General features: G+C 66.7%; 21 protein-coding genes. 9 read left to right on the top strand and 12 right to left on the bottom strand.

From position 1 onward, the window contains the following. Position 1 precedes the first annotated feature (1 nt). The 3 genes from ACLQ2Q_RS21235 to ACLQ2Q_RS21245 all read right to left on the bottom strand — a co-directional run bounded on the left by ACLQ2Q_RS21235 (position 2) and on the right by ACLQ2Q_RS21245 (position 4684). Positions 2-1300, bottom strand: coding sequence for a four-carbon acid sugar kinase family protein (locus ACLQ2Q_RS21235; RefSeq protein ID WP_425823688.1), 1299 nt, complete (start codon positions 1298-1300; stop codon positions 2-4). Positions 1301-1421: 121 nt separating this feature from the next. Continuing rightward, a complete protein-coding gene (locus tag ACLQ2Q_RS21240; RefSeq protein WP_425823690.1) occupies positions 1422-2678 on the bottom strand; it encodes a RuBisCO large subunit C-terminal-like domain-containing protein in 1257 nt (418 codons plus the stop codon). A 14-nt stretch (positions 2679-2692) separates the two neighbouring features. Then, on the bottom strand, positions 2693-4684 hold the full coding sequence (locus ACLQ2Q_RS21245) for a glycoside hydrolase family 127 protein (protein WP_425823692.1): 1992 nt from the start codon (positions 4682-4684) through the stop codon (positions 2693-2695). 205 nt (positions 4685-4889) lie between these two features. On the opposite strand from ACLQ2Q_RS21245, the gene ACLQ2Q_RS21250 reads away from it, so the two are divergent. The 6 genes from ACLQ2Q_RS21250 to ACLQ2Q_RS21275 all read left to right on the top strand — a co-directional run bounded on the left by ACLQ2Q_RS21250 (position 4890) and on the right by ACLQ2Q_RS21275 (position 11098). Next, positions 4890-6233, top strand: a complete 1344-nt coding sequence (locus tag ACLQ2Q_RS21250) for an ABC transporter substrate-binding protein (RefSeq protein WP_425823694.1) — start codon at positions 4890-4892, stop codon at positions 6231-6233. A 71-nt stretch (positions 6234-6304) separates the two neighbouring features. Continuing rightward, positions 6305-7186, top strand: coding sequence for a carbohydrate ABC transporter permease (locus ACLQ2Q_RS21255; RefSeq protein ID WP_425823696.1), 882 nt, complete (start codon positions 6305-6307; stop codon positions 7184-7186). Between the two features lies 1 nt (position 7187). After that, the gene (locus ACLQ2Q_RS21260) at positions 7188-8096 is read left to right on the top strand and encodes a carbohydrate ABC transporter permease (RefSeq protein WP_425823698.1); all 909 of its coding nucleotides are present in this window, start codon (positions 7188-7190) and stop codon (positions 8094-8096) included. A 4-nt stretch (positions 8097-8100) separates the two neighbouring features. Continuing rightward, the gene (locus ACLQ2Q_RS21265) at positions 8101-8763 is read left to right on the top strand and encodes an aspartate/glutamate racemase family protein (RefSeq protein WP_425823700.1); all 663 of its coding nucleotides are present in this window, start codon (positions 8101-8103) and stop codon (positions 8761-8763) included. 629 nt (positions 8764-9392) lie between these two features. Continuing rightward, positions 9393-10178, top strand: coding sequence for a hypothetical protein (locus ACLQ2Q_RS21270; RefSeq protein ID WP_425823702.1), 786 nt, complete (start codon positions 9393-9395; stop codon positions 10176-10178). Positions 10179-10489: 311 nt separating this feature from the next. Next, positions 10490-11098 carry a VOC family protein gene (locus ACLQ2Q_RS21275; RefSeq protein ID WP_425823704.1) on the top strand — a complete coding sequence of 203 codons (609 nt, stop codon included), beginning with the start codon at positions 10490-10492 and terminating at the stop codon, positions 11096-11098. Positions 11099-11322: 224 nt separating this feature from the next. On the opposite strand, the gene ACLQ2Q_RS21280 is transcribed toward ACLQ2Q_RS21275, so the two are convergent. Both ACLQ2Q_RS21280 and ACLQ2Q_RS21285 read right to left on the bottom strand, forming a co-directional pair. Continuing rightward, positions 11323-11859: a nucleotidyltransferase domain-containing protein gene (locus ACLQ2Q_RS21280; protein WP_425823706.1), complete on the bottom strand. Its 537-nt coding sequence runs from the start codon at positions 11857-11859 to the stop codon at positions 11323-11325. Positions 11860-12439: 580 nt separating this feature from the next. Then, entirely contained in the window at positions 12440-13006 is a 567-nt protein-coding gene (locus ACLQ2Q_RS21285) for an RBBP9/YdeN family alpha/beta hydrolase (protein ID WP_425823708.1), read from the bottom strand. Positions 13007-13582: 576 nt separating this feature from the next. Between ACLQ2Q_RS21285 and ACLQ2Q_RS21290 the strand changes: the two genes are divergently transcribed. Continuing rightward, positions 13583-14209 (top strand): DUF1349 domain-containing protein, encoded by a 627-nt coding sequence (locus ACLQ2Q_RS21290; RefSeq protein WP_425823710.1) that lies wholly within the window; start codon positions 13583-13585, stop codon positions 14207-14209. A 146-nt stretch (positions 14210-14355) separates the two neighbouring features. On the opposite strand, the gene ACLQ2Q_RS21295 is transcribed toward ACLQ2Q_RS21290, so the two are convergent. Next, complete coding sequence (locus ACLQ2Q_RS21295; protein WP_425823712.1) at positions 14356-14877, bottom strand: hypothetical protein; 522 nt, start codon at positions 14875-14877, stop codon at positions 14356-14358. 358 nt (positions 14878-15235) lie between these two features. Beyond that, positions 15236-16093 (bottom strand): hypothetical protein, encoded by an 858-nt coding sequence (locus tag ACLQ2Q_RS21300; protein WP_425823714.1) that lies wholly within the window; start codon positions 16091-16093, stop codon positions 15236-15238. 463 nt (positions 16094-16556) lie between these two features. Between ACLQ2Q_RS21300 and ACLQ2Q_RS21305 the strand changes: the two genes are divergently transcribed. Then, positions 16557-17543, top strand: coding sequence for an aldo/keto reductase (locus tag ACLQ2Q_RS21305; RefSeq protein WP_425823716.1), 987 nt, complete (start codon positions 16557-16559; stop codon positions 17541-17543). Positions 17544-17706: 163 nt separating this feature from the next. Further along, entirely contained in the window at positions 17707-17880 is a 174-nt protein-coding gene (locus ACLQ2Q_RS21310) for a hypothetical protein (RefSeq protein ID WP_425823718.1), read from the top strand. Between the two features lie 194 nt (positions 17881-18074). Here the strand turns inward: ACLQ2Q_RS21310 and ACLQ2Q_RS21315 are convergent, their stop codons facing one another. From ACLQ2Q_RS21315 to ACLQ2Q_RS21335, 5 genes are all read right to left on the bottom strand, one after another. Beyond that, entirely contained in the window at positions 18075-19172 is a 1098-nt protein-coding gene (locus ACLQ2Q_RS21315; RefSeq protein WP_425823720.1) for a glycoside hydrolase family 172 protein, read from the bottom strand. Positions 19173-19210: 38 nt separating this feature from the next. Next, entirely contained in the window at positions 19211-20071 is an 861-nt protein-coding gene (locus ACLQ2Q_RS21320; RefSeq protein WP_425823722.1) for a carbohydrate ABC transporter permease, read from the bottom strand. After that, positions 20071-20997 carry a carbohydrate ABC transporter permease gene (locus tag ACLQ2Q_RS21325; RefSeq protein ID WP_425823724.1) on the bottom strand — a complete coding sequence of 309 codons (927 nt, stop codon included), beginning with the start codon at positions 20995-20997 and terminating at the stop codon, positions 20071-20073. Before ACLQ2Q_RS21325 ends, ACLQ2Q_RS21320 begins: the two co-directional genes overlap by 1 nt. 49 nt (positions 20998-21046) lie before the next feature. After that, entirely contained in the window at positions 21047-22375 is a 1329-nt protein-coding gene (locus ACLQ2Q_RS21330; RefSeq protein WP_425823726.1) for an ABC transporter substrate-binding protein, read from the bottom strand. Between the two features lie 86 nt (positions 22376-22461). After that, positions 22462-23487, bottom strand: coding sequence for a LacI family DNA-binding transcriptional regulator (locus ACLQ2Q_RS21335; RefSeq protein ID WP_425823728.1), 1026 nt, complete (start codon positions 23485-23487; stop codon positions 22462-22464). Positions 23488-24138 lie beyond the last annotated feature (651 nt).

Raw genomic sequence — 24138 nt, forward strand, 5'->3', positions numbered from 1 at the left:
CTCAGGCGCCGAGGCCGCGCACGTCGTCGAAGAGGGTGACCGTCCCCACCTGGCCTCCCTTGAGCAGCAGTTCCAGGCCGTCGAGGTGGGTCGCCTCCGCGTGCGCTCGAAGCAGCACCACATTGCCCCACGGGTTGGCAGCGATCGACAGAGAGTGGACGCCGAGGAGCCTCGTGACCCGGCTGGAGGTGTCGCCACCGCACACGATCACGCGGCGCGTCACCCCGGCGGCCGCCGCCGCGTCGACGAGGGAGGCCGTCGCGCGGGCGATCGCCTCGAGGGGCGTGGCCGTGGCGGACATGTCGGCGTCGTCCGAGGTGAAGACGACGCTGCGGCCGGACCTCAGGGTCGTCACGGCCGACGGGATGGCCGCCGCGATGCCCTGCTCGTCGAGAGGAAGGGGCCGCACCGTCCAGCCGGCCTCCACCGCGGCATCCGCCTGCCGTCGCGTCTGGCGCGAGCGGCTCCCCGACACAGCCAGGACGGGCCCCGTGGCCGGGATGGATGCCGGGGGAGCGGCTGCGTCGCGCGGATCGGCGGCCGCCAGCCCGTGGCTGAGGCCTCCGGAGCCGATCGCGAACACCGGTTCGGGCATCCGCTGGATCGCCGCCCCCACGGTGACGAGGTGCTCGTCGGTGAGCGCGTCGAGCACGACGAGGGGGTCGCCGTCGGCGAGGCGGGCGGCGAGGTTCTCGTCGTAGGCGACGAGCGGGATGCCGCCGACCTCCAGGCTCGTCTGCCGGCTCAGGTGCACCCGCAGATCGGAGTCGGTCATCGGGGTCGACGGGTGGGTGGACATCGTGGGCTGCCGGTCGAGGCGGTAGATCATGCCGTCTTCGGCCGCGAAGTGGTGGCCGAAGACCGTATAGCGCCCGAAGTCCGGCTGGGCGAAGAGCACCGGCACCGGTCGCTCGGCGATCACCTCGCGACCGATCTCGGCCACCCGCCCGAGGCTGCCGATGGTCGGGGAGGAGTCGGCCGTGGACGATGCCTTGTACTGCACGACGTGCGCGCCGGCATCTCGCAGGGCCTCCAGCGCCGGCCGCAGCTCGTCCTCGATCCCGGCCGTGGGAAGGGACCGGGCGATCCCTGCGATTCCCACGACGTCCACTTCGGCGGCGGCGGCCGCCAGTGCCGCGCCGGTCGGGACGGAGGTGAAGAGGCGTCCGGTCCACCCGCGGCGGGCGAATTGGAGCAGCGCATCGACGCTGCCGGTGAAGTCGTCGCCGTAGAAGCCGACGCGCGCCGTCCCGCGGGGCGCGCCGGCCACGCTCTCCGGCGACGGACCCTCGTCAGGCATTCTCGCCTCTAGCCACGCTCGCCTCAAAAACACGCAGACCCTTAAACACGCCCACCACTAAACACGCCCACCTCTAAACACGCCCACCTCTAAACACGCCCACCTCTAAACACGCCCACCTCTACACACGCACCGGCCCGAAGCTCTCGGTCGCGCGCCGGAGCGCATCGGAGGCGGCGTAGGCGTCCTCCGCGCTCTCGCCGCGCGCCGCGGACGCCCATGCGTCGCGCATGCTCTGCACGCCGGCCATGGGACCGTCGGGGTGGCCGTGGATGCCGCCACCGGCGAGCACGAGAAGGTCGGTCGTCCCCACCGCCGCGTAGGTGGCGTGCGCGAGTCCTCCCCACTGCCCGCTCGAGAGCACCGGCACGGTCGGCGTGAGACCGAGCAGCGGCTCGCGGACGGCGGCGATCGAGTCGAGCACCTCGGCGTCGGACTCGTAGAACTTGTTGCTGATGCCGTTGGTGTGCAGGTGGTCGGCCCCACTCAGCCGCGCGAGCTTCTGCCATGCGCGGAACCCGATCCCCACCTGGTCCGATCGGGCGATCGCGCCCAGCATGGCGCGGTGACCGTGGATCGGGACGGTGGAGTGACGGTTGAGGAAATCGAGGCCCGCGAGCCCGATCAGGTTGATGCACGCCATGACGCACGTGCCGCCTGCCTCGACCACCAGGTCGTGGTTCGCCTCGAGGCGACCGATGTCGTCGGTGATGTTGAAGGCGTACATCGGCTTGACGCCGGTGCGGTCGGCGTGGCGTTCCAGCACAGGCATCACCGCCCGGACGCGAGCCGCCAGCGGCGCGGAGGGTCCGTTGCCCTGCAGTTCGTCGTCCTTGATGAAGTCGATGCCGGCCGCGGCCAGCTCACCGACGAGCTCCGCAAGCTCATCCGGGGCAAGGCCGATGCTCGGCTTGATGATCGTGCCGATCATCGTGCCCTCGGTCCGACCCATCAGCCGGCGGGTGCCCTCGACGCCGAAGGAGGGGCCGGGATACCGGTCGGCGAAGGGCGCCGGCAGGTCGAGGTCGAGAAGGCGGATGGCGGCGAGCTCCTTGAGCTCGAACAGGTTGCCCGCCACGGCCGCGAGCAGGTTCGGCAGGGAAGGCCCGAAGTTGTCGAGCGGGAACCGCAGCTTCAGGATGGCGCGCCGGCGCTCGGACGGGTCGCCGACGGCGCCGGGCAGCGGCGGGGAGCCCGTGAGCGGGATCTCCTGGATGCTGTCGACCTGGGCCGCGAACCGGGCGCGCAGGTCGTCGGACTCACGAGCCACCCGCACGAACGTTCCGGTGGACTGCTCGCCGGCGAGCACCTCGGCAGCATGCCGGAGGGGCAGGGACGTCTCGATGACGTACGTCGCGACGACCGTGTGCGCGCTCATCCCGTTCACCCCGTTCACCACACCAGGGGAAGCCACACGGACATCTCCCCCGGGCCCCGGTTGCCCCACGCGAAGTAGGGGATGAGCCGCGCCCGGGCGGCGCCGACCGGCGCGGCATCCAGGTCGTCGTAGAGGTCGTCGCCCGCCTCGGGGAGCACCGTGAGCTCGCCCTCCAGCGCGATCAGGCGCCGGCCGTCGATGTGCGCCTCCACCGGGGTCAGCTCTGCGCCGCGGCGCAGCGCCGCCCGCTCCAGCACGACGCCCTCCGGCAGGTCCGCGCTTTCCAGGCAGTACACGACCGGCCCTCGCTGCACGGCGACCTGGTTCGTGATCTCCTCGGCCAGGCGGTGACCGCGCAGGATGCGCACCGGCATGGGAAGCGTCAGCACGACCTCGTCGCCCGGCGACCACGCGCGCTCGATCCTCGTGTACGCGCCCGGTGCCGACACCGGCACGGGGTCGCCGTTCACCGTGAGAGTCGCACCCGCCGACCAGCCGGGGATGCGCATGTGCAGCGGCACTCCGCCGCCCACGGCATCCGTCACCGTGAAGCCGATCCGCCCGTCCCAGGGGTAGTCACTGTCCTCGCGCAGTGCGAGGGAGCGTCCGTTCTCATCGGCGCCGCGCAGGTCGCTGCCGCCGTAGAGGTGCACGTGCAGCCCGTCGGCCGAGACGGAGGCGGCGAGCTGGTGGAACCGCGCGAGCGTGCGTGCGATGTTCGGCGGGCAGCAGAAGCAGCTCAGGTAGCGCTCGCGCAGCCGCTCGTCCGACGGCGGCGGTGGCGGGGTGGGGTGCTGACCGGTGTCGCCAGGGCGCCGGAGGGGAAAGGGGAGCTCCCGCACCTGGCGGAGCGCATTGGTGTAGAAGTACTCCGAGCCCTCGAGGCTGACGCTGGCGAGCAGGCTGTTGAACGCGACCCGCTCGATGACATCGGCGTATCCGGCGTCGCCCGTGAGCGACAGCATCCGCTCGCCCCACAGGATCAGCCCGATGTTCGCGCACGACTCCGCATGCGCGGTCGTGTTGGGCAGCTGATACGCGCGGCCGTACGCCTGGTGCACGCGGCTGATCTCGCCCTGCCACGGGTAGCCGTCCGGCGACGCGCCGTCGTAGAGCGCGCCGCAGCCACCGGTGATGTAGAGCTTGGTGTCGACCACGTCGCGCCAGAGATTCTCCAGCACGCCGGTCAGCTGCTCGTCGCCGGTCTCGGCCACCAGGTCGGCGAGACCCGCGTACAGGTAGTTGGCACGGACGGCGTGACCGGCCACCGTCGTTTGCAAGCGCACCGGGATGCGGTCCTGATTGTCGTCGCCGCCCTCGTCGAAGTCGTCGCGCACCCGGACGAACGCCTCCATCAGGCGCAGGTAGCGCTCGTCGCCGGTGACCCGGTACAGGTCGACGACCGCCATGTAGTGCGAGGGGCAGATCGCGCTGCGGGCCAGCTCCAGCGGCTTGTTCGTCGCGAGGTCCTCCAGGAACGAGGCGGCGCGGCGCGCTGCGTCGAGCAGCGTCGCGCTTCCCGTCACTTCGAAGTGCCGCACGCCGGCGGTGATGAGGTGACCGAGGTTGTACGTCTCGAAGTTGAAGCGATCCGCGAGCGCAGCAACCGGTTCGTCGTTGCGCGCGGCGATGATCGTCGGCGTGTGCAGGTAGCCGTCCGCCCGCTGCACCGAGGCGATCAGCTCGGCGAGTTCCTCGATCCGGGCGGCGAGGTCCGGGTCAGGGTCGGTCTCGAGCGAGTCGATCGCCGCCTCGAGCCACTTGTAGAAGTCGCCGTCCATGAAGGGCGGGCCGTAGTGGATGCCGGAGTCCAGCCCCGCCGCGATGCGGAAGTTGCGGAGCCCGGGGCTGACGGCGGGGTCGCTCAGCGACTCCCAGATGCGGGGGATGGTGACATCCCTCGTGCGCTCGCGCAGGGCGCCCCAGAATCCGCGGGTCCAGCGGGCGTGGTCAGCATCGAGCGCACGCAGCGGTGCGTGCGCCCGGAGAGCTGTGGTGGGAGGCATGCGAAGTCCTTCCGAGTGCCGTTCAGTCTGGTGCCGCGGCGGGTGCCCGGCAAGCGGCGCCGAAGTGAAGGAGAGGTGCCGTGAGAACGATTCAGCCACATAATGAATAGAATTTCAACCCTGAGTGTTGACACACACCGGATTTCTGCCTACTGTCGCAGACATACCCCGCTCCACAGCAAACGTCGTCGTCAAGGAGGACGCTATGAACACCCGAACCAAGCGCCGTGGTCTCGTCACCACCGGATTCGCGCTCGCCGCCGTCGTGGCGCTGGCGGGCTGCGCCGGCACCGGATCGGCGGCCCCCAGCGGCGACCCAGAAGAGGCGAGCGGTGCCACCGGCACCGACCCGGAGTCGTTCACCGTCCTCACCGCGAATGAGAACGCGACGCTCGAGGCGCAGCTCACCGCCCTCTCAGAGGACCAGTGCGAAGCCGAGAACGAAGCCCTTCCCCTCGAGCACCAGAAGACGGCCCAGGCCGACGTCGTACAGAAGGTCACGCTGCTCGCCAGCCAGGACGCGCTTCCCGCCCACTTCATCGCCGGCACGGCCATGGTGCGCCCGGACGGCGACCTCGGCGCCGGTGGCCTCGTGCTCGACTACGAGGAGCTGCTCTCGGCATCCGGCGCGTGGGAGAACGTGCTTCCCGCCGCGGCATCCACTGTTCAGAACGTCTACGGCGGCATGGTGTCGCTGCCGTACCAGTACAACCTCGAGGGCATCTGGTACAACAAGGCCATCTTCGAGGAGGAGGGGATTGAAGAGCCGCAGACGTTCGACGAGCTCGTCGATGCGAGCGAGCAGCTCACCGAGGCCGGCTACACCGCGCTCGCGCAGCCCGGTGCCGCCGGCTGGCCGCTGACGCGCCTGATGGGCATGCACATCTTCCGCGAGGTCGGCCCCGACGCGATGGAGAAGGTGCGCGACGGCGAAGCCAAGCTCACCGACGAGGGCTACGTCGCCGGCGCCGCCGCGTTGCAGGACATGGCCCAGAGCGGGTTCTTCGGGGAGGGCTTCAGCTCGGTCGAGCCGGATGCCGCGACCGCGGCCTTCCTGACCGGCAGCGCCGCCATGAAGTACGACGGCACCTGGCTGCTCAGCAACATCAACGACGAGGAGCAGAACCAGATCGGCATCGAGAACGTCGGCTTCATGCCGTTCCCGGCCGTCGACGGCGGGGAAGGCTCCATCGACCAGTGGCCGGCGAACGCCGGTGCCGCAATGGCCGCGAACCCGAAGACCGCCGGCCCGAAGGTCGCCGCCTGGTTCGACTGCATCGCCGAGAACTACGGCCAGCAGGCCCTGTCCGACGCGGGCGTGCTCTCGGGCTTCAAGGTCAACGGCGATGTCGGAGACATCCCGGAGACGACTGCGTTCGTGCAGGAGAAGATGGCCGAGATCGACGAGACCGTCCTCTGGTTCGAAGCGCTCCTCGACGCCAAGTCCAACTCGCTCGCCTCGACGAACGTGTCGCTGCTCACCACGGGCCAGATGACGCCCGAGCAGTACATGGCCGACCTGCAGGCGAGCATCGACGCCGCCGGCTGATCCGAATCGAGGCCCGGCTCTCGCGGTCAGCGGGGGCCGGGCCTTCTCACCTGTCTGGGAAGGCTCTGCCGATGAACCGTGTCTTCGGGGATCGCAAGACGATCCTCATCCTCCTGATACCGCCGCTCGCCATCTACGTCCTGCTCAAGGTCGTGCCGGTGCTGTGGTCGCTGGGCCTGTCGTTCTTCCAGGGCAACACCCTCCGCGGATTCGAATTCGTGGGAATCAAGAACTTCACGACCTTCTTCACCGACGGCGCCGCCCTGCAGTCGCTGTGGGTGAGCGTGAGCTTCGCGGCGATGGCCACGATCGGCCAGGTCGCGCTCGGGTACCTCCTCGCCCTGCTGTACGTGTTCGTGCTCCGCAAGGGCTCGGCGTTCGTCCGCACCGCAGTCTTCTTCCCGATGGTGCTGCCGACCGTCGCCGTCGCGCTGCTGTTCCGCAGCCTGGTCTCGGTGGGCGAGAACCAGGGGCCCGTGAACGACGTCATCAACTTCTTCGGGGGCGAGAGCGTCGAGTTCATGGCCTCCACGGCCGGCACGATGGCCGTCGCGATCGTCATGACGCTGTGGAGCTCGATGGGCTTCTACGCGGTGCTGCTGTTCACCGGCCTCCTCGACATCCCGGACGAGATCATCGAATCGGCCCGGCTCGACGGCGCGGGCGGCCTGCGCCTCGTCCGGCACATCATCGTGCCCCTTTCGCTGCCGATCCTGCTGTCGTCGATCATCTTCAGCCTGAACTCGACGCTCAAGGTCTTCGACAGCCTGCTCGCCCTGAACAACGGCGGACCGGGCACCTCGACGTCCCCCCTGACCCTGTACATGTACCGCACGGCGTTCGAGTACGCCGAGTACGGCTACGGCAGCACCATCGCCCTCGTGCTGACGCTGCTCTGCCTCGTCTTCACGCTCGCGGTGTTCCGTTCCTCGAGCAAGCGCGTGGAGGACTGAGATGACCGCGACACAGACACTCACCCAGGCCCGGCCGGAGTCGCGCAAGACGACGCCGCGGCAGCCGTTCGACCGGCGCATCTCCCGCGTGCTGCGCCGCATCCCGGTGTGGATCGTCGTCGGGCTGCTGCTGGTCGTCGTGCTGTATCCGCAGCTCTGGATGATCCTCGGATCCTTCAAGACGCAGACCGAGTTCTTCGACAACCCCACGTGGGCGCTGCCGGAGACCTTCAATCTCGACAACTACGTCGCGGCCTTGACGCGCGGCAACGTGGCGCTGAACTACCGCAACAGCCTGCTCGTCACGATCCCGTCGGTGTTCTTCATCATCCTTCTGGGCGTCGCCGCGGGCTACGTGCTCGAGGTCATGATCTGGAAGGGCCGCCGCACCGTGCTGCTGTTCATCCTCGCGGGCATCATGGTGCCCGGGCAGATGATCTTGGTGCCGCTGTTCACGGTGTACTTCCGTGCGGGGATCACCGATACGCTGTGGCCCCTGATCCTGACGTACACGGCGATGGGACTGCCGCTGACGACGTTCCTGATGGCCGCGTACTTCCGGTCGGTGCCGCGCGAGATCTTCGAGGCGGCCACGGTCGACGGCGCCTCCCCCCTGCGCTCGTTCTTCGTCATCGGCCTGCCGCTCATGAAGAACGCGATGCTCACCGTCGGACTCGTGCAGTTCTTCAGCGTCTTCAACGACCTGCTCATCGCGCTCACGTTCACCACGCGGCCGGAGCTGGCTACGATCCAGGTAGGGCTGCTGAGCCTCTCCGACCAGTACGGCTCGACGCAGTACGGCCCGCTGTTCGCCGCGATCAGCATCAACATCGTGGTGCTGCTCGTGGTCTTCGTCTTCCTGAACAAGAAGATCATGGCCGGCCTGGCGGCCGGCTCGCTGAAAGGATGACCCGATGACCGCCTCCGCACCGCGCGTCGCCTTTCTCCATACGGGAGCCGTCGTCATCCCGCCCGTCGCCGACCTCGCCCGAGAGCACTTGCAGGGCGTCACGCCGATCAACTACCTCGACGACAAGATCGTGGCCGACCTCGGCGACGACGAGCGCGCGGGGTCCGTGCCGGAGCGGCTGACCGACCTCGTGCGGGCCGCTGCCAGTGCGGGGGCGGATGTCGTGATGTTCACGTGCTCGTCGATCTCGCACTTCGCGTCGCCGGTGGGCGCCGAGGTCGGCATCCCGGTGCTGCGCATCGACGAGGCGATGGCCGACATCGCCGTCGCCACCGGCGACCGCATCGCCGTGCTGGCGACGCTCCCGACGACCTTGACGCCGACGACCGGGTTGATCCGCGAGCGTGCGGGGATCGCGGGCAAGTCACCCGAGATCACCAGCGAGGTCATCGAGGGGGCGTTCGCGGCGGTGTCGTCAGGGGACCGGGCGACGCACGACCGGATCGTCGCGGAGGCTATCGAGCGCGTCGCGGTGGATGTCGATGTCGTGGTGCTGGCGCAGGCTTCGATGGCGAGCGCTGCCGAGGCGGCGCACGTCGACGTGCCGGTGCTGACCAGCCTCGAGCCGGGGATCAGGCGGTTGAGCGAAGCGGTCGCTGCGCTCTAGGGGTGGGAAGAGTTGCGAGACATCCGCGGTGTCGCAGATGGGGCACCCGCGCGGGCACCTTCGTCGGGCGGGGCATCCGGGCACCATCGTCGGCGACTGGGTGCCGCCCCATCGCAGTGGCCTAACGGGGCGTTGACCGACCTCCACGCGTGCGGTGAGGGACCGAGTATCGCGCAGGCAAGGACTTTGCGAAGATGTCGTCCGGGGGGAGCCAGCAGCGTCACTTAGGGGACAACTATGGCTGATGAGACAAGTCCTCGGCCTGGCGGATCGCATCCGGCCAGTGGGCGGGGTTCACACCGTCGCGGTGGGCGATTTCGGGTGGCGGGCCGGGTGTTGAAGGCCGTTTCGCTTGTAGCGATCTATGGCACCGTGCTGTATCGATCCTGCTCTACTTCGTGCAGCGGGGCTCCGAAGGCGTCTTCGAAGGGATTGCCCGCATTGCCATCGCAATGGTGGTTCTTGTCGCCTTCGTCGGTCTCTATGTTCTCGGCGGATTGCTCGACCGGCGGGGGGAGAGACACCAGACGCTCGGAGCATCCGAGGCAATGAGCGCGGATCCGCGGCCACCTGTTCTCTACTTCCGATCATTTGTCGATGAGCCGCGGACGCGCCGTATCGGCACCCGCGTGGGGAGCTCCTTTTACTACGACTTCGGTCGGGGTGAGGAGGAGTACCTTCGCCCCGAGATCGCCAAGGTCGGGCCGTTCGTGGCGGTGGGTCGCCCCGGCGACCCGCTGCCGCACCTCGGCGCCAACCGGGCCTACCTCAGCGATGATGACTGGCAGGCGGACGTCCTGCGTCTCCTCGACCGCGCTGCCGGAGCGGTGATCCGGATCGGACCGGGCGAAGGTCTGCTCTGGGAGACCCAGCACGCGGCCGCGCGACTGCCACCCGAACGGCTGGTATTCCTTGTGCCCCGCGACCCTCACTTGTACTACTGGTTCAAGGAACAGATCGACCGACACCTACCCCGCCCGCTGCCTTGGTATCCGGATGTGGAGGCGAAGAACTGGTTCCAGAGGGGACGGCAAGTCCGGTTTCAGCTCCTCGGGGCCCTGTACCTGGCGTCCGATTGGTCGGGATACTTCGAGCTGTTCACGCTCCCGACGGGAGACGCCGACATCCCGTCCGCCACGATGCAGGCGGCATTCGCTCGCTGCCTGCACCGGTTCACCTGGTCCTTATCTCGCACCGGATCCCCGATCGGCGGCGAACGAGCGCAAGGCGGCTTGCCGGTCGTTCGCTTCCATCCCCCACCGAACTGGCCACCACCACCTCCCGGATGGTTTCCCCCTGCGGGCTGGCAACCGGATCCAACCTGGCCGCCTGCGCCTCCGAACTGGCAGTTCTGGATATCGGCATCCGAGGTCGCGAGCGCACCCGTCGACACGGACCCGCGTCCCCACACCTGACGAGTCCCCAATTCCGCCAGGTGTCTGGTCAAACGAGTTATCGGAAGCCGACCGACACGCGGCGCCGCGGCCGACATCCGCGCGCAGGAGGACCCCCTTACGCCCGGCGGTTTCGCCCACGCCGCAGTCGATGTCGTGAGCGGTGACGAGGTCGATCTGGTGCACGGGGTGACGCTCGAGCCCCATGGTTTCGTGTGGCTTCGGGTCACGTCGCTCTGACCGCGCTCGAACGCCGGGGCACGGCGGCCGGCGCCGGTCGACCGAGCAGAATCGGAGAAGCGTGGTTGCTTTGTCGTTCCTAAGCTGGCCGCATGTCAACAATCGAATTTGTGACCGTCGGGGTGACCGACCCCGCGGCCGCCGAGAAGTTCTACCGGGACGCCTTCGGCCTCGGAGAACGCGTCCGCGTGCAGGCGACCGATGAGCCGACGTCGGGATTTCGCGGGTTCACCCTGTCGCTGGTCGTGGCCCAGCCCTCGACCGTCGACGGCTTCCTCAGCAGCGCACTCGAGGCCGGCGCCACGTCGCTCAAGCCGGGGGCGAAGTCGCTGTGGGGCTATGGCGGCGTCGTCCAGGCGCCGGACGGCGTCGTGTGGACCATTGCGTCGTCGTCGAAGAAAGACACCGGTCCGGCGACACGGCAGGTCGACGAGTTCGTGCTGCAGCTCGGTGTCGAGGATGTGACCGAGAGCAAGCAGTGGTATGTCGACCACGGCGTCCCCGTCCACAAGGCGTATGGGCGCAAGTACGTGCAGCTCGGCGACCAGTCCAGCCCGATCACGCTGGCGCTGTACCAGCGGCGCGCTCTCGCGAAGGTCGCGGGGGTGGATGCCGAGGGAACCGGATCGCACCGCCTGCTGATCAGCGGCACTGCCGCGCCGCTCACCGACCCTGATGGGTTCGTCTGGGCGGGCCGCTGACGGCGGCGATCTCGCGTTCTGCGTGCCTCCGCATCACGGATTCGCGTGAACGCGCCCGGCGGGCTCGAGCCCTCGGCCCGCCGCATGGAACCGATCCGAGAGGGCGCATCGCAGCAGCACGACGTCGCCGATCCGGCGGGTCTCGGCCGGCTCCACGCGACGCGCGGCGGTCCACCGGCTTGCGGACGCAGGTCACGGCGCACCCGTCTGCTTCTCCGGAAGTATTAGCTCAGAGTGGTGCCAGGCAGGTCGGCGACTGAGCGGAGTGCCGCCAAGTCCGCTCGGTCCTTCGCGCCGCCCACCTCGTCGGATCTCGGGGAGGCCTTGAAGGCGAGCATCATCTCCAGCGTCAACACCCTCACCGTCACGTCTCCCAGCTCGCGCCGAGCGAAGTCCAAAGTCCCCCGCGACAGAACGATCGGCTGGTCAGGAACAGGCACGACCACGCCGCCCTGGCTGCCAGGCACCACGAAAGTAAGCTGCAACTCGTATTGTTCACGCACATAGTTCGTGCCCACTATGTCCTCTGGGGTGGGCGCGTGAAACCAACCCGCCGCCACCAACGCGTGATGGACGCGCGCCTCATCGCGGCGCCAAACGAGGAGGTCGATGTCGTCATGCCGGCGAGTAAGACGCCCAACCCACAGGTCCACGGCCCAGCCGCCGAAGAACCAATGCTCGAGCTGAGCCGCATCCATCGCGTCGGCGGCGCTTGACAGCGCTGCCAAACCCGCAGCGAAATTCATCTCCCGCGTGCTCACGACTGTGCCAACCCTTCCTCGACCCGTATCACGGGCGTCGCTACGCTCAGGGTGCTCCTTTCAAACGTCACGTACAAGAAGGACTTAGAGAGACTCCCGCGAAGCGCTTATTCGAGGAGGGTCCCGCCGGATCAGGAGCGCGACACGACACCTGCCGCCGTGTGGACACCGCGCGGGCACAAGGTTCCGGGGCGGCTCCCCACTCGAACGAGGATCGGCGTAGGTTCCGCGCACGTCGACCTGATGTCAAATGCTCAGGCGTTAGGCGCGGGTGTGGGTGGTCTCGTTGAACGCGCGGACAACAGCCCCTCGGTGAACGTGAACTCGCATCCGCGTCACCATCGCAGAAGGCTGATCTTCTCCGTCGCGCCTTCATCCCCGCCGGTCGCTTCACGGCGGGGCCGCTGCACGCCAGGCCGCGAGGTCCTGCGCGAGACGCGACGTCTGGGTCGTCCAAGCACGTCGTCGTTCATGGAGCGATACCTCAAATGCGACGCGATGTTCCGCATGCTCGCGATTCCACGCACCATGTCCTCGGGCACGCCCCGCAGGTACCGGTCGGCGTTCTGCGCTGCCGCGGTCAGGTCCTCGCGGATGAGATGAGATCCGCGAGGATCCGCTGCCCGGCGGGCCACTCCCCCAGCGCGCTGTCGGCGTTGATGTGACCGAGAGCACCGATCACGTGCAGGGACGCACCGGAGATCTCGGACACCCGAGCTGCATAGTCGACCGCAGCATACGGGTCATTGGTGCTGGCCACAACGGCGCTAGGCACCCCGAGCGGGGAGGCGACGACATCGCGAAACGACCCGGCGTCCGGAGGGAAGCTGGGTGCGGTGGGGTCGGGCGGTGCGACGAGCAAGATCGCGGCGACCCGCCCCGGTGCACCTTCACGAGCGGCCCACTCGAGTGTCGCCAAGCAGCCTCCGCTGTGGGCAGCGAGAGCCGGAGGCGTGGCGCAGCGCGCGATCGCTGCATCGAGTGCACGCACCCAGTCCTCGAGGTCAAAGACGTCGAAGGATGCAGGCTCGGTACGTCGGCAGTCTGGGTGGGCGGCCTCCCAGAAGGTCTGCCAGTGGTTCGGGCCGGAGTTGTTCGCCCCCGGCACGATGACCAACGGGACCCTTTCGATCTCGGGCAGTATCACAGCCAAAGGCTAGTTGTTCCCGCCCCCTGCCTCCAGACGGCGGATGCGCCCCAAGTGTGTTCCACATCTGTTGCACGTTCGAGGCCTTTGCAGGCGGCACGAGGAGGGCGCCCTCGTGTAGATCGACGTGGGTGTGCGCATGGGACCCGAGGTAGCAATCGCGTACGCGCAGACGCACGCGGCATGGTATCGGTCCACAGTCGACGCGCAATTCCCCAACACGGCTATTTGCGGCACAGTCGCCCCCCTCGTGCCCCGCTTGTATTCGAGTAGGCGTCGATCGCACGGCCGACCGCCTGCCGCCGTGGCTCCGGCTGGATCGCCCGCAGGCGTTCCGCTTGCGCGCATCGCGCGAATGAGGATCCCTTCCAGCACATTCTTCGCGCGGCACCTGCTCTGCCGATACGGTGGCGCACGGAGGCAACATGTCGAGTGATGACCAGTACGTTCTTCCTGGGTCGGAGATGGACCTCGCCATTGACCGGACTTTGCATCGCATGGCACCCCAACGGGAGGGGTGAGCACACCGCATGAACGTGCACGTGCACGTGCACGGCGTCACGCTAGCCTGATCGCATGACGGTATACATCCCCAGCATTGAGACCCCGTTCCGGCCGTTCCCGGACGACCGCTGGTCGGTGGATCCTGCCTCGGGCAGCATCAGTGTGTCCAGCATTCCGGGCACCGACATCTTTACCGACCCAGGCGGCGACGACGGCGGCCAGGTCACGTCGTCGACGCTGCACAACGCCGCAACGCTTCTGACCGATGCTCCCGCCGGCGACTTCCAGCTCAGCGCGCGCGTCCGCGTCCGCTTCGCAGGCACGTTCGATGCCGGCGTGCTGTTCCTGCGCCACGACCGTGAGACGTGGGCGAAGCTTTGCTTCGAGTTCTCGCCGCGCGGGCAGGGCATGATCGTCAGTGTCGTCAACAATCGCGTCTCCGACGACGCCAACGCCTTCACAGTCGACGGTGATCAAGTGCACCTGCGTGTATCTCGGAAGGGGACGGTCTTCGCCTTCCACGCATCCGTGGACGGCGAACGATGGATGCTAATCCGCGCGTTCTCGCTCCCAAATGGCCGCAAACCGCTCGAGATCGGATTCGAGGCCCAGTCGCCCCAGAGCGACGGCTGCGACGTCACTTTCGACGAACCACGCCTCGTGGAGCGCACGATCTCCGACTTCCGCGACGAGTCGTGAGCCGCCGTTCTTCTCTCTGCTGATCACCGACCAGCCCTGGACCCTGTTCGTCGCCCAAGCAGTCGGGATGAGCGTGCTCTGTCGTTCGCGCAGCGGGACGAACTCGTCGCGGGCAATCAGACGATGAACCCCGGGTCCGCGCAGCCCTAGGCCGGGGACGGGGAGTGGCGAACCGACCCCGAACGACGCAGCCGACGAACCACGCTGACGATACCGATGCCGACCAGTGCCGCGAGGGCGAGAACACTGATCGCGTAGAGCGGCCGGGCCCACGGCGAGTAATCCGCACCGCCAATCCCATAGGTGTCGGCCAGCCCCATCCCCGGGCCGAAGGAGGCCGCGAAGTAGGCGATCGGTCCGAGTGCGAGAAGCAAAAGGTAAACAACCGCCACCACTGTGGGCGGAATCCGAGTGAAGAGCACCGCGACCAGCAATCCCACCGCCAGTAACGGACCCAGGGCCATGACGAAGACGACCATCGGGGTCTGCATCGATTCGTTGGCAGCTGCCATGTCCTCCCAGATCTGGTCGATCTCCGCCCCTGGGACGGCAGCGAGCGGGTTCAGCCACAGGATCTGCACGAGCGCGAGTAGTGCGTACCCGCAGACCACCAAGCAACCTGTCGCCGCAAGAGTCACCGCAGCTGCACGATGGCGAGAGGGGTTCATGGGAGCGACGATAGCGCTGCTGGCAGCTGATGCCATTTACTACTCCCTTCGACGAACACGCCCGTCACTTCCTGACTAGAGGCGCTTCTCGCCGAGTAGCGCTCGCCTTGGGGATCACTGAGGGTCCCTCCTGCGGGATGATCGTCGACGATCCGGTACTTGTGCGCGGGTAGGGATGGGCCGCGGGCGCCAGGGATTGCTCTCCAAAGATCGTCAACGATCAGACTGGCGCCCGGTGGGTATCCGCAGTGCGACGATTGTCGACGATCCGGGCCGCCGTCCGGAAAGGAAATCCTGTGCGCGCTTTGTGCGCGCCAGTGTGTTCACTTGCCATGGGGCCTGCTCGCCCATGCCTCGATCACTGCTCGATGAACCTCAGGGGCAGGTCGGCGATATGTAGTCCCGAGGACCGGATGATGTCCTCGATCGCCGCGCGCTGCTGTACGGGGGCGACGATCTGTATCCTTTCGATTCCATCTTCCGGGGTGCCCCCGCCGTCGGCCCAGTAGCTGCTGACCGACCGATTCTCATTGAGTTCGGTGAGTAATGCGAGGTACGCGACACTTTCGTGCGGCTCCAGTACAACGCCGAGATTCGCGGAGTTGATCTCGACGACGGCGTTCGTATCGAGGCCTGCGGCTCCGACGAGATCATCGGAGTGGTCCACCAGCGGGAGCAGGTGGGTGAACCCTGCCGGCATCTGTTGTTCGAGTGCGACGAGCGTGAGCGTGCCCTCTTCCCAGATCGTGGGCTGGATAGCAAGGCCCGGGGCGACACGGTCGAGCTGGTGGACGAGCTGCACCGCATCGAACCCGAAGTCGGGACATCGTGTGTTGCGACCATCGGAGTCCGGAGCGGTCGGGGCCGCGTAGAGCGACACTTCGGTTGCCGCGGGCGTCCGTACGTTGATCGACCAGGTCACGCCGTCGGGATAACCGGTGGAGCACGCCGCATGGAGCAGGCCGGGAAGACCCGCCTCATCGACCGTGACGGACATCCACGACGTCGGCTCCGAGAACGTCGGCGCTTCGACCCACCGCTCCTTCTCGATGCTCGCCACGCCGGGAAGTTCCTCGAGCTCGGCTTCCAACTCGTCGAACTCTTGGCTGGGACGGTCGAAATGCGATTCGTTGACCGTCCAACCGAACAGCACAAACGCGACGCACGCCGAACCGATGAGCGCGACCGCCACGACGGACAACCAGAGCCGCTTCACGATCTTCGTACGAGGGCGATCGGCGTTCAGACCCTCCGACCCGAGGTCCGCTACCGCACTGAACCTCCGCAAAGCATCGCCCCCCTACCAGTCCTGCCGTCCTCGTCGGCATCGAACCTACCGCGGACCGATCACGCCGAGCTGGGGAGATCACAAACGGATGGCAAACCAGGACACCACCACAATCCACTCGACGCCACGGGCGGACGAGAACGCGGCGTCCCGCTCACGCCAAGGCGCATGGTCGCCGTCGCGGTGCACCTGCCCGGTAAAGGATCCTGGGCGACGCACGTCAGCGCAACGACTCGTACGTTCGCGCGGCGCGTCGCAGGCATGAGCCATGCGCTGAGGGTCCAGGCGATCTGTCGGCGTCGGTGCGGCGGCGACGAAGCTGGTTACGGCGCTGACCCTGTGAGGGTCTGGAAAACGGCCTGGGTGCGCCCGGTATGTGACGATGGGCGTCATGGATTACACGCATCTCGGCCGCACAGGGACCTCGGTGTCGCGCATCGTCCTCGGCACCATGAACTTCGGCGATCGGACCACGGAGGAGGACGCGTTCGCGATCATGGACCGCGCACACGAACTCGGGGTCAACTTCTTCGACACCGCCAACGGCTACGGCGGAGCAGGCGGCCGCGGTGCGACCGAGGAGATCATCGGTCGCTGGTTCGCGGCTCGTCCGGGCGTCCGGGACGACATCGTGCTGGCGACGAAGGTGCACTCGCCGATGGTCGACCCCACACCTGGTGGCGATGTCGTCAACGCACGGGGCGCGTCGGCATGGCAGGTGCGCCGCGAGGCGATCGGCTCGCTCCGTCGCCTCCAAACCGATCGCATCGACCTGTACCAGTTCCATCACATCGACCGTCACATCTCATGGCCCGAGCTGTGGCAGTCGATGGAGGTGCTCGTCGCACGCGGCGAAGTCGTGTATGTCGGCAGCTCCAACTTCGCCGCCTGGAACATCGCGCAGGCGAACGAAATCGCGCAGCAGCGGCACTTCCTGGGACTGGTGAGCGAGCAGTCGCTCTACAACCTCGTGCAGCGCTCCATCGAGCTCGAAGTCATCCCGGCCACGCTGAACTACGGCCTCGGCATCCTTCCGTGGTCGCCGCTCGCCGGCGGGCTCCTCAGCGGAGGATCCTCCGATGCGAAGGCGCGCTCGGCCGCGGCGGCAGTCAAGTCGAAGCGCGACGAGCGTCGCGATCAGCTCGACGCCTACGACGCATTCGCACGGGAGCGCGGGTGGACGCCGGCATCCCTCGGTCTCGCCTGGCTGCTGCATCAGCCCGGGGTGACGGGTCCGATCATCGGCCCGCGGACGGTCGAACAGCTCGATACGGCCGTGGCCGCCCTGGACATCAAGCTCAGCGCCGACGACCTCCGCGCCCTCGACGAGCTCTTTCCGGGTCCTGGCGGACAGGCTCCCGAGGCATACGCCTGGTAGCCGGCAGACCCACCGGCACCGCAGCGGCCGCCGGGCCACCACCGGTGCCGCCGGGATGGTTGCGCCACTCCATGCATTCTCCGGACCGTCTCTCTCCATTCGGCGCCGCGGGATGGACGCGCATGGTCCGCACGGGCGTTCGTGAAGCGTGCCATGTGTTCGCTTGCTGATCGGGTCCGGCTACGTCCACGTCGTCGGGCATCGCGTCTATCTCGAGGTGGTCCCGTTCGGCGGTCAGACCAAGCTGCCCCCTCCGCCGCCGTGGCTACTGGCGGTTCTCACCCGGGCGTTCCGCGGCTGCGGAGACGGATCGCCCGCTCGGTCCCAGGCCGTCTGAACGACGTTGCGGGACAAGTGCTCGACCGGTGGATCACCGAGGACGCGCCCAGGCTGGCCTCGGAGATCGGGGGTGCCCGCTGAGCGATCCCTGGGTTCTCGCGGTGGTTGCAACACGGCAGGGATGGTGTGTCCGTATTAGGGATCCTGCTTGGCGCCCATGGTGGTCCCCGATGCGGGCATGCCGGCTGGCGCTTAGCGGGGCGTGCGTGCTGCTGCGGGGGGCAGTGCGGCGTAGGGCTTGTTCACTGTTGTCTGGTACCAGTAGGCGGTTGTGGAGATGTCGTCTGATCTTTCGAACAGGCCGTGGTCCCACGTTCCGATCTGTTGCACCGTCACCCGGAGCCGCTCCTGGAAGTAGATCGGGTCGGGCAGGTGCCATCGGTATAGGCCGTGCATGGGAAGCATCGCTGTGGAGAACTCTGAGGCTTTGGTGGTGTCCGTAGCGCTCGCGAATGGGTATCCGAAGTAGGGAGCGCTGAAGGTCAGGACGTTCGGCTGGGGGTCGGCGCGGAGAGCGTCCTGGAAGGCCCATGCGCCGCCGGCGTAGTCCTCGAGTCCTGTGCTGCATAGGGTCGGCAGGTTGGTGTCGTCATCCACATAGAACTTCACTTCTCCTTCGCCCCACCAATACCTGCGCAGTGATGCCAGCGCAACGTAGGTGCCGACGTATGTGCCGGTGCCCTGGATTCCATCGAGGATGACGTGATCTTCGCCGAGCTCGGTTGTGCCGTTGCTGCGTCGCCATTGCGCGTGGAAGTAGCCGGGCCATTGGTCGAAGTCATCTCCGGTGGTGTAGTCGATCTGGAAGAAGACGTGGCCGAGGTCGCCCGGGTGCTCGCTGGTCAAGTCGATGCGCGCTCCGGTGCGGAACGGCATGGGGAAGTATGAGTTCATTCCACCAGTGGGGGCGACCACGATCGGTTCCGAGGTGACGAGCGCGCGTTCTCCGAAGCCGTTGCAGAAGAAGTCGCCGAGGGGCACTTCGACCGATGGATGTGCGGAGCCGTCCCAGTATGCGCGGAGCACGAGATCTCGGAGCACGAACGGCCCCGCAGGGGTTTTGTCTGTGACGGTGATCCAGATGTGACGGATGACGCCGGGACCATCGATGTCGGCCAGGGTGATCGTTTCACCGGCTGGGAGTTCGTACCAGGCGCTGCCCTTGCGGCCCGGGCCGAGGTGGGAACTCGCCGCACAGGCCGCGCCGGCTGCTCCCGTGGGGTTCTCCGCGTTGATGGCGTGGCTGCGAACGGTTGCGTCGTTGCGAAGGTGATTCCAGGCGGTTGGCATTGTCTCTCTTTCACTTCTTTCGTTGGGCGGTTGCGCGGCTACTTGACGGCGCCTGCGGTGACGCCGCGGCTGATCGTCCTCTGGAAGATCAGGAAGAAGATCAGCGTCGGGATCAGCGATAGCAGGGAGCCGGCGTTGACGACGGTGATGTCGATCGAGTGCTGGCCCCGGAGGGTGGAGAGCGCGATCGGCACGGTCTGCGACGCGGGGTCGCCGAGCAGGATGAGCGGGATGTAGAACTCGTTCCATGACCAGATGAAGATGAACACGACCAACACGGACAGCGTGGGGCGGACGATCGGGAACACCACGCTCCAGAGGATCCGCCAACGCCCGGCGCCGTCGATGGCGGCGGCTTCAAGGACTTCGTGGGGGAACGTGGACATGACGCTGGAGAGGATGTAGGTGCCGTAGGCGGCCCAGAGCATGGTGAAGACGATGACGATCGACCAAATGGAGTTCAACAGTCCGGTCGCCTGAGCGCCGTAGAAGAGCGGGTAGATCAGGGCTTCGTGGGGAACCATGGTCGCGATCAAGAGGATCGCGGTGATGGCAGTGCTGGCGCGGATCCGACCGATCCCGATCGCGTACGACGCCAGGAGAGCCAGGCCGGTTCCGGCGAAGGCGATGACGGTTGAGCTGAGGATCGAGTTCCAGAGTGCTCGGGGGAAGTTGACGCGGTTGAGGTAGTCGACGAAGGCGTCCAGGGTGAACGTCGTGGGCCAGGCCAGTGGACCGTTCGTCGAATAGTCCGCACCGGTCTTGAAGGAGTTGAGGACCAGCAGCAGGAACGGCGCCGCGATGATCGTGGCGACGGCGATCGCGATCCCGAGCATGACCCAATTGAGCAGGGTGCGCCGAGTGCGGTTGAGGGGGAGGGTGGTGAGCGTTGCTGACATCAGCGGTGCTCCTTCCGGTTTTCGCGGTGCTGCCAGCCGAGCATCCCGGCGGCGACGACGAAGATCACGACGGACATCACTGTGGCGATCGTTGACCCGTAGCCCACACGGGAGAGCTCGAAGAAATTTCGGTAGGCGTAATAGGAGGGCACGACCGTGGAATTCTCCGGGCCTCCGCCGGTGAGGATGAGGATGGGCGCGAATACCTTCAGTGCGGCGATGGTTGCTGTGAGGACGACGACGAAGATCTCCGGTCGGATCTGCGGGATGGTGATGGCTTGGAATCTGCGCCACCAGCCGGCCCCGTCCAGTTCCGCGGCTTCATACAGTTCGGGGTCGACGCGTTGCAGGGCGGCCATGAAGATGACGACGGGGTAGCCGATCTGCAGCCACACGAGCATGAGCATCACGGAGTAGATGGCGATGTTCGGGTCTCCCAGCCAGTCGGGCGGCGACTGCACCCCGATCCCTTTCAGCATCATGTTCAGTGAGCCCTGCTGAGTGTTGAGGATGGTCGACCAGATGAAGCCGGCGACGGCGATGGGCAGGATCTGGGGAAGGTAGTACGTGGTGCGTAGCATCGCGATCGCCTTGTCGCCGTAGCGGCGTCCGAGATAGTCGAACAGCAGCGCGGCGAGGAGGATGCCGATGATGGTGGGGATGACGGTAATCGCGACGATCATGTAGATGCTGTTCTGAAACGAGCGCCAGAAGGTGTCGTCGGTGAGCAGGGTCGCGTAGTTCTCCAGTCCTGCCCAACGCAATGGTGCTTGCCCGCCCTTCCAGTGGAAAAGGCTGATGTAGACGTTCATCGCGAATGGTGCCCCGACCACTGCGAGGAACCCGGCGACCAGCGGGACAAGGTAGAGCCAGTAGGAGCCTTGTCGCTTCTGGGCTCGAGAGGACGGTGTGGCGACTGTTGACATGGTGGGCTGCTTTGGGGTGGGGACCCGCCAGAGCGGGTCCCCACCGTGTTCAGCCCGCAAGCGCGACGTCGCGGCCATCGTCGTAGAACTCTTGAAGGTCGGCGGTCCACTCCTCGGCGGTCATGTTGCCGTTGGACATCGCCTGCATGCCGGACTGGATGAAGTCGAGGAACCCAGCCACGGGGTAGTCCGGGTAGAAGCTCAACGTGTCGGCGTCCACCAGTTCGTTGAAGCGTTCGGTGAACCTCCGGGTCACGTCGTCCTCGATCGTCGAGGCGTCGCCGGCGAGCGGCAGGCCGCCGAGCTGGCCGATCTTGTTCTGCACCTCTTCACTGAGGGTGATGTCGATCCAGTCGTACGCGAGTTCCTTGTTCTTCGCGTTCGCCGGAACACCCCACAGGTGCCCGCTGGATCCCATCTGCATGTTCGCCCCGGGGAGCGTGAAGTAGCCCCATGGGAAGTCGGCCTGCTCGCGGATGCGTGTGAACTCGCCCTGGTTCCAGATGAGCATCGCCTTCTCGCCGCTGAGGAAGTTGACCGTCGCCTGCTCGAAGTTCAGGCCACCAAGCTCTGTTCCCACGTAGCCTTTGTCGATCCACTCCTGGAACCGTTCGGCAGCAGGTCCCCACGGGCTGTCGGCGAAGTCGACGGGTTCCCGGAGGAACATGAAGTCATCGATCGACTCCCGGTCTGCCGCCGCGGAAACAAGGGAATACCAGACCCACATCTGGTTGAAGCCCTGACTGGTCGCTGCGGACGAAGAGATCGGCGTGATGCCCGCGGCGAGGAGCTTGTCCATCGCGGACTCGAACTCCTCGAGAGTGGTCGGCTCCTGGGTGATTCCGGCCTGTGCGAACAGTTCCTTGTTGTAATAGAACATGACGTATTCACCGATGTTCGGGATGCCGTACCAGTCGCCTGAGCCTGCCAGCCCCTGCTCGTCATACTTGGCGAACGCCTGCATGCCGCCAGTGATCTTTTCGTCCCAGCCGTACTCTTCGACCGCGTCGGTGAGCGGGGCGAGCAAGCCCTGCCCTGCCAGCTGACCGCCGTCAGCATTTCCCTTGTTGAACTCGATCACGTCTGGCACGTCATTTCCCGTCAAAGTGATCTTCGCGTTCTGGCGCATGGCGTCGAAGCTGGTGGTCTGATAGTCGACCTTGACGTCCGGGTGCTTCTCTTTGAACAGCTCGAGAGCGAGCTGCCAACCCTGACCCTGAGCCGTTTCCGGGTTCTCGTACTGCAGGATCGTGAAGGTCTGGTCACCACCCTCCGAGCCGCCGCCGCTGCCGGCGCAGCCGACCATTGAGATCGCGAGTGTGATGGTCGCGGCGGCGCCGACTGCCGTGCGAAGCACATTTCGCTTCGTATACTTCATGTTTCTCCTCCACAGGGGGTTGTTCAGCGCTGGGCGCGCCAAGTACCGGTACCGCGGGTGCGGCGCCGGGCGTTACGTGCGTGGACCTATACGGGTGGGGGTCCCACCGATTCACGCATTACGAGTGGGCAAGGGATCTTCTCGACCAGCGGTGGGCTGGGCATGTCCTCCTGCATGCGATCGATGACGCGCTGCGCAGCCCACGCACCCATCTCGTAGTGCGGCAACCGGACAGTGGTCAGCGCGGGCCGCAATGCGTCGGCGATGAACCGCTGATCGTCGAAGCCGACCACAGACAGATCTTCCGGGATGCGCAGTCCTATGTCACGGGCGGCCTGAAACGCCGCGAACGCGATCTGATCGGAAAAACAGAACACCGCGGTGGGTCGGTGCGGCGAATTCAACAACGCCAGCAGGGGTGCGTACGCCGTCGATGTCCCCGGGTCCTCGAGAGTGAGCACCCGACGCCGGTCGAGATGCGCGCCGTGCTCCGTCAATGCCCGGGCGTACCCGTCGTACCGGAGACGTGAGGCGATGTACTGATCGCCGCCGATATTGCAGAACGCGATTCGGCGATGTCCGAACTCGAGCAGGTGAGTCGTGGCCGCGTAAGCGCCGGCCGCCTCATCCGGGACCACGCCATCCGCGCGGCCGCTTTCGCTCGGGACCCCGTCCAGCACGACGAGCGGGATGGTCGGAGGCACCGACGGAACCGCGACGCTGCGATGAAAGTCGGCGGCGACGATCATTGCGTCGATGTCGCGCTGCAACAAGGATCGGGATGCCTGATCCACCAACTCCGGTCGGTCGGTCGTGTCGATGATCATGGCGAGGTAGCCAGCTTCCCACGCGACCGTCTGCAGGCCCTCCAGCATCCGACCCGCGAACGGAACACTGGCAACACGGTCGGAAAGAACGCCGATCGTGTGTGTGCGCTTGGTCTTCAAGCCGCGCGCGAGCTGGTTCGGGATGTACCCCATCTCGGCCGCAGCCGATCGGATGCGCTCCGCCGTTCGGGCGTTCACCCGGCCCTCGTGGCGATCGTTGAGGACAAGCGACACGGCTGACGCAGACACGCCCACCGCAGCAGCTAAGTCCTTCAACCTGATCACGTCGTCTCCTTTGGCATCAATCGATTGACGCGGCGCACATGCAGCCCGTCAATCGTTTGACCCGACGCTAAAAGCGTCAAACGCGTTGACGCAAACGCGTTATGAAACCGTTATGTACGCGGCGACGGCATCCAACTTTCAGTCGAATCCAGCGACGGCACGATGTCGAAGCGACGACTATTCACACCGTTCGAGAGCGAGTCGTACGCGCTCTGGTTGGCCCGAGGGATGGATGCTGTCTTGGCGGCGTTGCCGGGCAGAGCCAACGAAAGCCCCGAGCGGCGCGACCTCGATGCGCTGGTTCCCGCGTGGCGCGCTGGCCTGACGAAGATCGTCACCATCCCATGTTCAGGCGAGTTCACGCGCAAAGTCAGTCCGAACGCTCTGCTCATGACTACTGCGACGAGGGACGAGAGCCACAACTACCGGTGAGCCCCGAGCACGTTCATCTGAACGCGCAGCGACCGCGAATCTGCCGGAACTGACGCCCCCTTCGACTGGGAAGACGGGCAGGATGGATGAGCGGCCACGATGCGAGACGAGAGTCCCGATCGTGTGACCACTGCCCGGTTAGGGATCCATGCGCGTGCGTTTTCTGCCCTGCCTGTGGGCGCGGCGACGTGTCCCTGGCGGAGGAGGATCGAGATCGGC

Source organism: Microbacterium sp. DT81.1 (genome assembly GCF_049844955.1).
Lineage (GTDB): Bacteria > Actinomycetota > Actinomycetes > Actinomycetales > Microbacteriaceae > Microbacterium.

What these genes read in the sequence shown, in the direction of transcription:
- ACLQ2Q_RS21235 (WP_425823688.1), bottom strand. Translation starts at nt 1,300, where the DNA reads ATGCCTGACGAGGGTCCGTCGCCGGAGAGCGTGGCCGGCGCGCCCCGC.
- ACLQ2Q_RS21240 (WP_425823690.1), bottom strand. Translation starts at nt 2,678, where the DNA reads ATGAGCGCGCACACGGTCGTCGCGACGTACGTCATCGAGACGTCCCTG.
- ACLQ2Q_RS21245 (WP_425823692.1), bottom strand. Translation starts at nt 4,684, where the DNA reads ATGCCTCCCACCACAGCTCTCCGGGCGCACGCACCGCTGCGTGCGCTC.
- ACLQ2Q_RS21250 (WP_425823694.1), top strand. Translation starts at nt 4,890, where the DNA reads ATGAACACCCGAACCAAGCGCCGTGGTCTCGTCACCACCGGATTCGCG.
- ACLQ2Q_RS21255 (WP_425823696.1), top strand. Translation starts at nt 6,305, where the DNA reads ATGAACCGTGTCTTCGGGGATCGCAAGACGATCCTCATCCTCCTGATA.
- ACLQ2Q_RS21260 (WP_425823698.1), top strand. Translation starts at nt 7,188, where the DNA reads ATGACCGCGACACAGACACTCACCCAGGCCCGGCCGGAGTCGCGCAAG.
- ACLQ2Q_RS21265 (WP_425823700.1), top strand. Translation starts at nt 8,101, where the DNA reads ATGACCGCCTCCGCACCGCGCGTCGCCTTTCTCCATACGGGAGCCGTC.
- ACLQ2Q_RS21275 (WP_425823704.1), top strand. Translation starts at nt 10,490, where the DNA reads ATGTCAACAATCGAATTTGTGACCGTCGGGGTGACCGACCCCGCGGCC.
- ACLQ2Q_RS21290 (WP_425823710.1), top strand. Translation starts at nt 13,583, where the DNA reads ATGACGGTATACATCCCCAGCATTGAGACCCCGTTCCGGCCGTTCCCG.
- ACLQ2Q_RS21295 (WP_425823712.1), bottom strand. Translation starts at nt 14,877, where the DNA reads ATGAACCCCTCTCGCCATCGTGCAGCTGCGGTGACTCTTGCGGCGACA.
- ACLQ2Q_RS21305 (WP_425823716.1), top strand. Translation starts at nt 16,557, where the DNA reads ATGGATTACACGCATCTCGGCCGCACAGGGACCTCGGTGTCGCGCATC.
- ACLQ2Q_RS21315 (WP_425823720.1), bottom strand. Translation starts at nt 19,172, where the DNA reads ATGCCAACCGCCTGGAATCACCTTCGCAACGACGCAACCGTTCGCAGC.
- ACLQ2Q_RS21320 (WP_425823722.1), bottom strand. Translation starts at nt 20,071, where the DNA reads ATGTCAGCAACGCTCACCACCCTCCCCCTCAACCGCACTCGGCGCACC.
- ACLQ2Q_RS21325 (WP_425823724.1), bottom strand. Translation starts at nt 20,997, where the DNA reads ATGTCAACAGTCGCCACACCGTCCTCTCGAGCCCAGAAGCGACAAGGC.
- ACLQ2Q_RS21330 (WP_425823726.1), bottom strand. Translation starts at nt 22,375, where the DNA reads ATGAAGTATACGAAGCGAAATGTGCTTCGCACGGCAGTCGGCGCCGCC.